Here is a 12,031-nt window from a genome sequence, read left to right as displayed (position 1 = left end):
CTGATGAGCAGCACGCACCGTCGCAAGGCGAGCCGGACCACCAAGGTGATCGGCGCGACCGTCGCCGCCCTCGTGGCCGGTGGCACGGCGTTCGCGCTCAGCGGGGCGGCGAACGCGGGAACCATCTCCGAGAAGACCTCCGCCTCCGAGAAGCCCGCCGCGGCGGCGGGCGGCTTCGCCCCGTACATCGACACCTCGCTCTACCCCGCCTACGACATGGTGGGCACCGCCGACAAGACCGGCGTCAAGGAGTTCAACCTCGCCTTCATCACCTCCGGTGGCGGCTGTACCCCCAAGTGGGGCGGCGTCACCGAGGTCGGTGACAACGAGGTGGCCAAGCAGACCGAGCAGTTGCGCGCGAAGGGCGGCGACGTCCGGGTCTCCTTCGGCGGCGCCTCCGGCTCCGAGCTGGGTCTGGCCTGCATCTCGGCGGACGAGCTCGCCGCGGCCTACGGCAAGGTCGTGGACGCCCTCAAGCTCACCAAGGTCGACTTCGACATCGAGGGCAGCGCGCTTCCGAACAAGGAGGCCAACACCCGCCGTGCCCAGGCGATAGCCAAGCTGCAGGAGCAGCACTCGGACCTGGATGTCTCCTTCACCCTGCCGGTGCTTCCGACCGGCCTCACCCAGGACGGTGTCGACCTCGTCGCCGACGCCAAGAAGAACGGCGTGAAGGTCTCCGCCGTCAACATCATGGCGATGGACTACGGCGCGTCCTTCGACGGCGACATGGGCCAGTACGCGATCGACGCCGCCACCGCGACCCAGGGCCAGATCAAGGACGCGCTGGGGCTGAGCGACGACGAGGCGTGGAAGACCGTCGCGGTCACCCCGATGATCGGCGTCAATGACGTCAAGAACGAGATATTCAAGGTCGACGACGCCTCCCAGGTGGTGGAGTTCGCCAAGTCCAAGGGCCTGGCCTGGCTGTCGATGTGGTCCGCGACCCGCGACAAGCAGTGCCCCAGCCCGCAGGACACCGCGTCGCCGACCTGCAGCTCGATCGACCAGGAGGAGCTGGCCTTCACCAAGGCATTCGGCGCCTACAACGGCTGACGACGGCGTAGCCGTATAAGCCCCGCATTCGCCACCCCCCACGGAAACCCCCCACACGGCGGGGCGCGGAAGGAATCCCCCACCCACCGCGCCCCGCCGTTTCCGCGTTCTGGCGTCCTGGTGCCCTGGCGTCCCACGGGGTGTCCGGAGGGTCTTTCCCCTCCCCGCCGCAGGCGTCAAGCCCCGCCGGACACCCCCTAGGGCCGCTGCGGTTCCTCCGCCCGCTCCTCCGTCGCATGCTCCTCGTGCTCCGCCACCTGCTCCTTCGTGAGCTTGGCGACCTGGCCGTCGCGGCCGAAGTAGCTCCGGGACAGCGAGACCCGCAGCCGCTCCTTGAAGGAGAGCTTCCGGGCGACCCCGGCCTCGTCGACCGACGGCGGCAGCTCCAGCGGCAGATACTGCTCATACGCGGTCAGCGTGTACTTCTCCCCGGGCGAGAGCGGCTCATGCACCTCGGCGTACTCGCCGTGCGGCAGCCGCTGGATGATGCCGCTCTCACGGCCGTGCAGCAGCTTCTGCCGGTCCTTGTGCTGAAGGCCGAGACAGATCCGCTTGGTGATGACGAAGACCACGACCGGTGCCACGAAGAAGGCGATCCGGCAGGTCCAGGTGATCGCGTTGATGGAGAGCTGGAAGTGGGTGGCGATGAGGTCATTGCCGCCACCCGCCAGCAGCACCGCGTAGAGGGCGATCCAGGCGGCGCCGAAGGCGGTTCGGGTGGGTGCGTTGCGTGGCCGCTCGTTGAGATGGTGCTCGCGTCTGTCCCCGGTGATCCACGCCTCCAGGAACGGATAGAGCCAGATGACCAGCAGCACCGTGGGGAAGACCAGGAAGGGGATCAGCACCCCGAGCACCAGGGTGTGGCCCCAGAGATTGATCTCCCAGCCCGGCATCAGCCGGATCAGCCCTTCGGAATAGCCCATGTACCAGTCGGGCTGGGCGTCGGTGGACACCTGGTCGGGGCGGTAGGGGCCATAGGACCACACCGGATTGATCTGGGCGATGGCCGACATCAGGGTGGTGACGCCGAAGACCAGGAAGAAGAATCCGCCGGACTTGGCCACATAGACCGGCCACAGCGGTGGCCCCACGATATTCATGTTCTTCTTTCCGGGCCCCGGATGATGGGTGTGCTTGTGATAGACGAGCAGGATCATATGGAGCGCCAGCAGCCCGAGCATGATGCCCGGAATCAGCAGCACATGCACCGTGAACAATCGCGGCACGATCGCCGATCCCGGGAATTGGCCGTCGAAGAAGAAGAACGACAGATAGGTGCCGACGATCGGGATCGACAGAATCGCGCCCTCCATGAAGCGCAGACCGGTGCCGGACAGCAGATCGTCGGGCAGTGAATAGCCCATGAAGCCGTCGAACATCCCGAGGATCAGCAGACCGGCGCCGGACAGCCAGTTGATCTCGCGCGGTTTGCGGAAGACGCCGTTGAAGAACGTCCGCATCATATGGACGATCATGCTGGCGATGAAGACGATCGCCGCCCAGTGGTGGACCTGCCGCATCAGCAGTCCGCCGCGCACATCGAAGCTGATGTGCAGCGTGGACTCGTACGCCTGCGACATGCGGATGCCGCTCAGCGGCGTCCACCGGCCGTCGTAGACCACCTCGTTCATCGCCGGTTTGAAGAACAGGGTCAGATAGACCCCGGTCAGAATGATGATGATGAACGTATAGAGGGCGATCTCGCCGATCAGGAACGACCAGTGGTCGGGGAAGACCTTGCGCAGATTGGCCTTGGCCATCTTGAACAGGCCCACCCGGCCGTCGAACCAGCCGGCGAGGGCCTCGCCTTTTCCGGCGGGGGCGCGCCGACCGGATGGCTCATCGCGGAACCTCTGCCGGCGCTCCGGAAATGCTCTCATGTCTCAATGGGTTTACCAGGCATTCTCCACGGATGACCGCGCCCTTCCGCCGGGTGGGTCACGGCGTAACCCCATTGAAGGAAGAACGCGCCGACCGGCTTGCGCCCGGGTGCCTGTTCCCCCATTGCCGTCCGTGACGCGGCCTGCCCACCCCCACTGCCGTCCGTGACGCGGCCTGCCCGCCTTCACCGCCGTCCGCGGCGCCGCCCGCCCCCCAGCGGGCGGCGCCGCGGACGCGGGCCCCGGTCAGGCCGCCGGAAGCTCTCCGGAGCGGGCCACCCGGGCGTACCATCGGGCGCTCGACTTCGGCACCCGGGCCTGCGTCGGATAGTCGACGTAGACCGCGCCGAAGCGCTTGCTGTAGCCGTACGCCCATTCGAAATTGTCCATCAGCGACCACAGGAAGTAGCCGCGCAGATCGGCGCCGTCCGCGATGGCCTGGTGGGCCACGGCCAGATGGGCCTGGAGGTAGTCGATCCGCCGTGGATCGTGGACCGCGCCCTCCGCGTCCGGCTTGTCGTCGAACGCGGCGCCGTTCTCGGTGATGTACAGCGGTACGCCCGGCGCCTCACGGCTGTAGCGCATCAGCAGGTCGTGCAGCCCGCTCGGGTCGATCGTCCAGCCCATCTCGGTGCGCTCGCCCGGGGTCTGGTGGAACGCCACCTGCTCCGAGCCCGGCCAGGGGGAGTGGGCGCTGGCGCCGTGGCCGTCGTGGCGGGCGGGCGAGCCGTCGTTGTCGGTGGCGGCTGATACCAATGACGGTGTGTAGTAATTGATGCCCAGCGCGTCCAGGGGGTGCTTGATGACGGCCAGATCGCCATCGCGGACGAACGACCAGTCGGTGATCGAGGCGGTGTCCTTGATCAGGTCGCTGGGGTACGCACCGCGCAGCAGCGGCCCGGTGAAGACGCGATTGGCCAGCGCGTCGATACGGCGCTGAGCGTCCAGGTCCTCGGGCTTGTCGGTGAGCGGCCGGACCACGGCCGGGTTGAGGCTGATGGCGAGCTGGGCGCGGGCGGGGAGCGCGGCGCGCAGCGCCTGGGCGCCGAGGCCATGGGCGAGGTTCAGATGATGGGCGGCGCGCAGCGGGGCCAGCCGCTCGGTGCGGCCCGGGGCGTGCACCCCCGAGCCATAGCCCAGGAAGGCGCTGCACCACGGCTCGTTGAGGGTGGTCCAGAACTCGACGCGGTCGCCCAGCGCCTCCGCCACGATGCCCGCGTACTCGGCGAACCGCTCGGCGGTCTCGCGCTCCGGCCACCCGCCCGCGTTCTCCAGCTCCTGGGGCAGGTCCCAGTGGTAGAGGGTGACCACCGGCTGGATGCCCGCGCCCAGCAGTTCGTCCACCAGCGAGCGGTAGAAGTCGAGCCCGCGCTGCACGGCCGGTCCCCGGCCGGTCGGCTGCACCCGTGACCAGGACACCGAGAAGCGGTACGCCCCCAGGTTCAGCTCCGCCATCAGCCGGACGTCCTCGCGGAACCGGTGGTAGTGGTCGACCGCCACATCACCGGTGTCACCGGCGAGCACCTTGCCGGGGGTGTGGCTGAAGGTGTCCCAGATGGAGGGAGTGCGGCCGTCCTCCTGGGCGGCGCCCTCGACCTGATAGGCGGCCGAGGCCGCTCCCCACAGGAATCCGGGCGGGAAGGTAAGAGTCATGGAAGCGCTCCCATTCGAGGTCGTGGGGAGGGGAAGAAATGGGGAGGGAGGACGGAGCGGTGGTCGCGGGGCGCTCAGCCCTTGACCGCGCCCTGCATGATGCCCCCCACAATCTGCTTGCCGAAGAGGACGAAGGCGATCAGCAGCGGCAGGGTGCCCACCAGCGCCCCCGCCATGATCAGAGATTGATCCGGGGTGTACCCCCGGCTCAGACCGGTCAGGGCCACCTGCATGGTCGGGTTGCCGTTCTGCGTGAGCGCGATGAACGGCCAGAAGAAGTCGTTCCACGATTGGACGAAGGTGAGCATCCCCAGCACCGCCATCGCCGGACGCGCCGCCGGGAAGACGACATGCCAGATGATCCGCAGGCTGCTCGCGCCGTCCATCCGCGCCGCCTCGATCAGCTCGGTCGGCAGCGCCTGGGAGAGGTACTGCCGCATGAAGAAGACCCCGAAGGCGCTGACGAGCGTCGGCACGATGACCGCCTGGAGTTGGTCGGTCCACTCCAGCTTGGCCACCATCATGTACAGCGGCACCACGCTGAGCTGGGGCGGCACCATCATCGTCCCGATGGTGAGCATCAGCAGGATGTTCTTGAAGCGGAAGCGCAGCTTGGCGAAGGCGAAGCCCGCGACGGTCGAGAACAGCACGGTCGACGCCGCGACCGTGCCCGCCACCACCGTCGTGTTGAGCAGCGCGGTGCCCATGTTGGCGCCGTTCCACGCCTTGTCCAGGTTGTTGAAGAGGTTGCCGCCGAACCACAGGGGAGGGGGTGTCTGGGCCAGCCGGGTGTTGGTGCGGGAGGCGGCGATGGCGGTCCACACCAGCGGGAAGAGCGAGCCTATGGTGAACAGGATCAGCACGGCGTAGGTGATCTTGCCCCCGTGCAGCTGCCTGCCCGCTCGGCCGCGGCCCTTTCCGCCCCGCGGAGTGGTGCGCGCGGGAGCCGCCGGATCGAGTGGCTGCCGGGAAGAGACAGTGGCGCTCATGGTTCTCCTCGTCTCGCTCACTGGCTCTTTCGCAGCCGCCGCGCGAACAGCGCGTTGGCCGCGGCGATCAGCAGCAGGATCAGGAACATCGTCCAGGCGATGGCGGAGGCCCGGCCGAGGTGCAGATTCACCCAGCCCTGCTCGTACATGTACAGGCCGAGCGTCTGGTACTGGTGATCGGCGCCGCCGGTGGCCGTCCCCGCGGTGTTGAACAGCAGCGGCTCACCGAAGAGCTGAGTGGCCCCGATCGTGGAGACGACGACCGTGAAGAGGATGGTGGGCCGCAGCGAAGGGACGGTGACATGCAGGAACTGCTTCCAGCGCGAGGCCCCGTCCAGCGCCGCCGACTCGTACAGATCGTTCGGCACGGCCTGCATGGCGGCCAGGTAGATCAGCGCGTTGTAACCGGTCCACCGCCAGATGACGACCGTGGAGACCGCGATCTGCGAGGTCCAGGTGCCGTTCTGCCAGTCGATGCCGTCCAGTCCGACCAGCCCGAGAGACCAGTTGACCATGCCGTAGTCACGCCCGAAGAGCAGCGCGAACACCAGCGTGGCGGCGGCGACGGAGGTGGCGTACGGGGTGAGGATCGCCACCCGGAAGAACATCGAGGCGCGCAGCCGGTAGTTGAGCAGATGCGCGATCCCGAGAGCCATCATCAGCTGCGGAACGGTGGAGATCACCCCGATGGTGAAGGTGTTCCGCAGCGCTTTCCAGAAGAACTCGTCCTCCCACAGCCTGGAGAAGTTGTGCCACCCCGCCCACTCCATATGGGTGGGGTCGGTGAGCTCCACCTGGTGCAGCGAGGCCCACCCGGTGTAGAGCAGCGGGAAGAGGCCGAAGGCGGCGAAGAAGACGAAGAAGGGGGCGACGAAGGCGTACGGGCTCCATCGCACATCCCAGCGGTAGCGGCGGCTGCGCCGGTCGCGGCGCCGCTGCTCGGCCGGGTCGGGCGCCGGCGCGGTCGCGGCGCGCGGGGCCGCGCCCCCCTGCCCTGCGGGGGGCGCGGCCGTATCAGGGGTGAAACCGGAAGGTGCGGTCATGTCCGGGTCACTGGTCCAGCGCGTTGTCGTTCGTCTTGATCGCGGCCTTCCAGCCTTCGTCGGCGGACTTGCCCTGCTGCTCGACCTGGAGCAGGCCGACATCGGTGAAGTTCTGCTTGATGACGGCGTCCTTCGGGCCCAGGACCTGCGTCGGACTGTCCTTCGCGGCCTGGGAGAAGATCTTGCCGATGGGCGCGTCGTTGAAGTAGGGGAGCTTGGCGTCGGCCACCTGGGGGAGGCTGTACGCGGCCTGGGCGCTGGGGAAGCTCGCCTGCTTCTCGAAGAGCTTGGCCTGCTGCTCGGGCGCGGTCAGCCAGGTGGCGAGCTTGACCGCCTCGTCCTTGTTCTTCGCCGCCTGCGGCACGGAGAGGAAGGAGCCGCCCCAGTTGGCGGGCCGGGGGGCGGCCGCGACGTCCCACTTGCCCTTGTACTTGTCCCCGGCGTACTCCTTGATCTGGCCGAGCATCCAGGCCGGGCAGGAGACGGTGGCGAACTTGCCGTTGGCGAGCGCCTGCTGCCAGGGCTTGGTGAACTCCTGGAGCCCCGCGGAGAGTTTGGACGCGGACGCGTCGGTCGCCAGCTTCCACGCCTTCTTTACGGCCGGGCTGTCCTTGTAGATGGGCTTCCCGCCCTTGTCGTAGTAGACCTCCGAGCCGCCGGAGACCGCCGCGTTGAACAGTCCACCGGCCGAGTCCAGGAACGCGGCTCCGCCCGGCGCCTTCTTCGCGTAGTCCTTGCCGGCGTCGAGGTACTTCTGCCAGTCGCCAGCCCAGAGCTGGGAGACCGCGTCACGGTCGGCCGGGAGCCCGGCCTGCTGGAAGAGGTCCTTGCGGTAGCAGATCGCCATCGGGCCCACGTCCGTGCCGAGGCCGATCGTCTTTCCGTCCTTGGCGGTGGCCTGCGCCCATTTCCAGTCGAGGAAGTTCTCCTTCTTGACGCCGTCCGCCTTCGAAAGATCAACGAACTTGTCGGCCTGGGTGGTGGTGACCTCATTGATGTTGCCCACCTCGACCGCCTGGATGTCGGCGAGCCCGCTGCCAGAGCCGAGATGGGTGAGCAACTGCGGGTAGTAGTTGGAGGCCGGGTCGATCACATTCTCTTCGATCTTGATATCCGGGTGCAGCTTTGTGTACTCGTCATAGAGACCGGCCTGTTTGAAACCCATGACGCCGTACGTGCCGACGGTCACGACCGTCTTGCCCTTGCTGTCGCCGCCGCCGGACGAGCCGGCGGATCCGTCGTCGCCGTCATCGGCGCACCCGCTGAGCACCCCGGCTCCTAAAGCGGCGACGGCCGCGAGGACCACGGCTCTGCTGCGGTGACTACCAGTGTTCCTGCGCATTCCGTCCTCCTAGCGCCCCGCCCAACGGCTTCCGGCCAAAAAGTGGTAATACATGGCTCTTTGAGATGCATCGAGTCGGGTGGGCATCGTGCGGGTTGTGTATGGCTCAGGTACGGTGGGAGCGCTCCCAGCTGTGATGTGTTGAAGGGTCGCGGCTCCCCGCTGGGGTGTCAAGGGAGTGCGCGAAACAACTTCCCGAAACCACACTGCTGTTGAATGTCCCCGCAGCCGCCCATTTGGGGGGTTGGAGCTGCTGGGTATGGACGGCTGGAGGCGCGATATGGCAGGAACGCGGCGGCATGGCGGGGGGCGGGGACGGCCGACCCTCGAGGAGGTGGCGGCCCGCGCCGGAGTCGGCCGCGGCACCGTGTCCCGGGTGATCAACGGTTCGCCCCGGGTCAGCGACCGCACCCGCACAGCCGTCGAGCAGGCCGTCGCCGAACTCGGCTATGTGCCGAACCGGGTGGCCCGCGCCCTCGCCGCCAACCGTGCCGACGCCGTCGCCCTCGTCATCCCCGAGCCCGAGACCCGGCTCTTCGCCGAACCGTACTTCTCCGACATCATCCGCGGGGTCGGCGCCGAACTCGCCGACACCGACCTCCAGCTGCTGCTCACCCTCATCCGCACCCCCAAGGAGCGGCAGCGGCTCGCGGACTACCTCTCCGCGCACCGGGTCGACGGGGTGCTGCTGGTCTCCGTCCACGCGGACGACCCGCTTCCGGATCTGCTGGAGCGGATCGAGATGCCCGCGGTGCTCAGCGGCCGCCGCTCGGCGCACGAAACCGTCCCGTACGTCGACTCGGACAACACCGGCGGCGCCCAGTCCGCCGTGGAGCACCTCATCGGCCGTGGCCGCGGGACGGTCGCCACCATCACCGGCCCGCTGGACATGTATGTCGCGCAGTGCCGCCTGGAGGGCTACCACGCCGCGGTCCGGGCGGCGGGCCGGGAGGTGGACCCGGAGCTGGTGGCGTCCGCGGACTTCACCGAGGAGGGCGGCCGCCGGGCGATGCGGCAACTGCTCAGCCAGCGCCCGGACCTGGACGGGGTCTTCGCCGCCTCGGACGTGATGGCCGCGGGCGCCCGTCAGGTGCTGCGCGAGAACGGGCGCGGTGTCCCGGACGATGTGGCGCTGGTCGGCTTCGAGGACTCGGCCGTCGCCCGTCATATGGACCCTCCGCTCACGAGCGTCCGGCAGGCCACGGAGGAGATGGGCCGGGCGATGGTGCGGGTGCTGCTGGAGGAGATCGGGGGGCGCTCGGACCGCACGGCCAAGCGGCCGCAGATGGTGCTGCCGACGCAGCTGGTGCGCAGGGAGTCGTCCTGAAGGCGTCAATGGGTGTGGGGCCGGTGGACAGTGTCCACCGGCCCCACTCAGGGGACGGGTCGTGCGGTTACAGCGCCGGATAGGCGTTCTTCAGCAGCTCCTGGAACTGGGCCGAGAACCAGTGGCCCGACAGCGGGGCGTTCGCCAGCGCCCCCGACATGTTGTTGCCGTTGCGCGGGTTGCCGGTGTACGTCGGGTCGCACATCCGGTCGAAGCCCTTGCCCTCGTCGTTCGGGATCGAGGAGCTCGAGCCGTCCGACTCGCCCGGAGGCTTCATCCACACGTACGCGTCGATCCCGGACGCGGGTGCCGCCTTGGGCCGTTCACCGAGCCCGGCGCCGGACTGGTTGCACCAGTTGCCGATGTGGATCCGGCGGTCGTAGCGCCCGCCGTTGATGTACGTGTCCACGTCCGTCTTCGCGCCGGGGCCGCTGGGCCGGGCCGAGCCGCCCCAGCCGTTGCGGGAGGTGTCGATCAGCGCGCCGATATTGCTCGGGAAGCCGACGTTGACCAGTTCCTGGCGGAAGGCCTGGGCGAAGGAGAGCTCGTCCACGTACCGGTTCCAGTCCACCCACTTCGACTGGCGCACAGTAGTGCCGTTGACCGAGTCGTTGATGGTGAAGTTGTTCTCCTTCAGCGCGCTGTAGTTGGCCGTGTTGACGATGATCCCGGCCACCTTGTCGACCGTGCTGCCCTCGGCCGTCGCCGCCTGCTTCAGCACCTGGGCGGTGGGGCTGAAGTTGTCGTCCCAGCCGATCCAGCCGTGGTGGCCGGCGTCCACGTAGTTGTAGACGTTGCCGATGGCGCCCAGCTTGTTCAGGGCGTAGCCGACGCCCTTCACATAGTTGCCGTTGGCCTTCATCGTGTCGCACTGCGGGGTCGCGGTGGGACGGCCGCCGGTGTTGGTGACCAGGTTGGGCAGCGAGTCGATCTCGATCGTGGTGACGATCCGCAGATTGGAGCTGGCGTACTTCGACTCGGAGAGGATCGCCGCGATCGGGTCGATGAACTGCGTCTTGTACTTGTCGATCTCGGTCGGGCCCAGCTCGCCGTTGGACGCCAGCGCCGAGCAGTCACGGCCGGGCAGGTCGTAGACCACTAACTGGACGACGGTCGGGCTGCCGCCCGACTGCTGCAGCGCCCGGTCGAGGTGGGCGCGCAGCCCCATCGCCCCGCCCGTGCCGTTGATCGCGGCGATCCGGTCCAGCCAGATGCCGGTCGGCTGGTTGGAGATCTTGCTGCCGCCGGGTTCGGCGGCGGCCTTCGCCGACCAGTCGGGGTTCACGTACACCTTGGCGCCCGAGTACGGGTTGTCGACCTTCGCGGCGGCCGCCCTGCCGCTGTCCACCTGGGCGGACGCCACGCCGGTCAGCGCCCCCATGGTCAGCGCGGAGGCGGCGAGCAGGGTGCCCGCCATTCGGATTCTGCGGCTCATTGCATTCCCTTCAGATGATCGCGGAGTCCCACGCCGTAGTTGGTCGGCGTGCCGTTGTAATCGCTGATCAGGGACGGGCCCGAGGAACAGTCCCAGGTGTTCCAGGTCCACCCCAGATACGAGGCGCCCTTGGCGTCCAGCCAGGCCATCACCCGGTCGACATAGCCGTGGGAGCAGGTGTTCTCGCCGATCTCGCCCGCCACGAAGGGGACCTTGGCGATGACCGGGGCGAGCTGTTCGTTGAAACAGCTCTCGTTGGAGCAGGTGTTGAAGTTGTACGTGTGCCAGGCGGCGGCGAGATTGCCCGCCGGGTCGTTCGGCTTGTACGTCAGCCACTGGCGCAGATCGTTGGAGTAGGCGAGCCCGGGGATCAGCACCAGGTTCCTGGCGCCGGTGGCCCGTACGGCGTTCAGCAGGGTCTGCGTCCCGGCGACCTGGAAGTCGATCCCGGGGCAGCTCCCGCCGTCGCGCCAGCACTTCCACGCCGCCGTGAGGTCGGAGGTGGCGCGGTCCGGGAACGGCTCGTTGAACAGGTCGAAGACCACGGCCTGGTCGTCCTTGAAGGTCTGGGCGACCGAGGTCCAGAAGGCCGGGGTGTACTGCGCGTCCGGCATCGGCTTCTGGCAGGTGGCGTACTCGGTGTCGGCGCAGTGGCTGTCCCCGCCGGTGTATCTGCCGTGGCTCCAGTGGAGTTCGACTACGGGGGTGATGCCATGGGCCTCCAGCCGGGCGACGAATGCCTTGACGGCCGCGATGTAGTTGGCCCCTCCGTAGGCCGCGTTGATATGGGAAAGGCCCAGCCAGCACTCCTCGTTGAGCGGGATCCGGACCGCGTTGACCTTCCAGTCGGCGATGGCCTTGACGGCCGCGTCGTCCACGGGGCCGTCGAAGATGCCACGCCCCTGGACGCACATGAACTCACCGCCGGAGCGGTTGACGCCGAGCAGTCGCCGGGTGGCGCCGTTCTCGTCGACGAGCTTGTTGCCGGAGGCGCGGAGCTTCGGTGGTGCCGCGCTGGGAACGGTCACCGCTGGGGCGCCCGCGGCCGGAGCGGCCACGGCCGGGCCGTCCGCCGCCGAGGCGGTGGCGGTGGTGGCGGCGGTGGCCGTGGCCGCGGGCACCAAGGCGGTGCCCGCCACGGATAACACCGCGGCGGCCACCAAGGCGTAAAGGCGCGGGGGTGCTCGCATGGAGCGACTCCTCGTGGTCCAAGCGCCGTTCGATACGGCGCAGACTGCTGGAACCGCTCCCACTGGTTGAAGTGAAGGTAGCGCTCGACGGGCGCATGTCAACAGACCTCGTTCAC

Annotated in this window: 9 protein-coding genes; 2 read left to right on the top strand and 7 right to left on the bottom strand. The window is 68.3% G+C overall.

What is annotated here, in order from left to right; all coding sequences use genetic code 11:
* The first annotated feature begins 3 nt into the window (after nt 1-3).
* Entirely contained in the window at nt 4-1,056 is a 1,053-nt protein-coding gene (locus NP777_RS23220) for a chitinase (protein ID WP_256652101.1), read from the top strand.
* A gap of 197 nt (nt 1,057-1,253) precedes the next feature.
* On the opposite strand, the gene qcrB is transcribed toward NP777_RS23220, so the two are convergent.
* The 5 genes from qcrB to NP777_RS23195 all read right to left on the bottom strand — a co-directional run bounded on the left by qcrB (nt 1,254) and on the right by NP777_RS23195 (nt 7,963).
* Complete coding sequence (gene qcrB / locus NP777_RS23215) at nt 1,254-2,936, bottom strand: cytochrome bc1 complex cytochrome b subunit (protein WP_391858556.1); 1,683 nt, start codon at nt 2,934-2,936, stop codon at nt 1,254-1,256.
* 246 nt (nt 2,937-3,182) lie between these two features.
* Entirely contained in the window at nt 3,183-4,589 is a 1,407-nt protein-coding gene (locus tag NP777_RS23210; protein WP_256652100.1) for a GH1 family beta-glucosidase, read from the bottom strand.
* 74 nt (nt 4,590-4,663) lie between these two features.
* The gene (locus NP777_RS23205; protein WP_256652099.1) at nt 4,664-5,578 is read right to left on the bottom strand and encodes a carbohydrate ABC transporter permease; all 915 of its coding nucleotides are present in this window, start codon (nt 5,576-5,578) and stop codon (nt 4,664-4,666) included.
* Nucleotides 5,579-5,595: 17 nt separating this feature from the next.
* Nucleotides 5,596-6,621 (bottom strand): carbohydrate ABC transporter permease, encoded by a 1,026-nt coding sequence (locus NP777_RS23200; RefSeq protein WP_256652098.1) that lies wholly within the window; start codon nt 6,619-6,621, stop codon nt 5,596-5,598.
* A gap of 7 nt (nt 6,622-6,628) precedes the next feature.
* Nucleotides 6,629-7,963, bottom strand: coding sequence for an extracellular solute-binding protein (locus tag NP777_RS23195; RefSeq protein WP_256652097.1), 1,335 nt, complete (start codon nt 7,961-7,963; stop codon nt 6,629-6,631).
* A gap of 280 nt (nt 7,964-8,243) precedes the next feature.
* On the opposite strand from NP777_RS23195, the gene NP777_RS23190 reads away from it, so the two are divergent.
* Nucleotides 8,244-9,290, top strand: coding sequence for a LacI family DNA-binding transcriptional regulator (locus tag NP777_RS23190; protein ID WP_256652096.1), 1,047 nt, complete (start codon nt 8,244-8,246; stop codon nt 9,288-9,290).
* A gap of 67 nt (nt 9,291-9,357) precedes the next feature.
* Here the strand turns inward: NP777_RS23190 and NP777_RS23185 are convergent, their stop codons facing one another.
* Both NP777_RS23185 and NP777_RS23180 read right to left on the bottom strand, forming a co-directional pair.
* Nucleotides 9,358-10,725, bottom strand: a complete 1,368-nt coding sequence (locus tag NP777_RS23185) for a glycoside hydrolase family 6 protein (protein ID WP_305890039.1) — start codon at nt 10,723-10,725, stop codon at nt 9,358-9,360.
* Entirely contained in the window at nt 10,722-11,915 is a 1,194-nt protein-coding gene (locus NP777_RS23180) for a glycoside hydrolase family 5 protein (RefSeq protein ID WP_256652095.1), read from the bottom strand. The genes NP777_RS23185 and NP777_RS23180 overlap by 4 nt, the downstream gene beginning before the upstream one ends.
* Nucleotides 11,916-12,031: the final 116 nt, after the last annotated feature.

It is taken from the genome of Streptomyces rugosispiralis, assembly GCF_024505145.1.
Lineage (GTDB): Bacteria > Actinomycetota > Actinomycetes > Streptomycetales > Streptomycetaceae > Streptomyces > Streptomyces rugosispiralis.
This window is presented reverse-complemented; position numbering and strand designations above follow the sequence as displayed.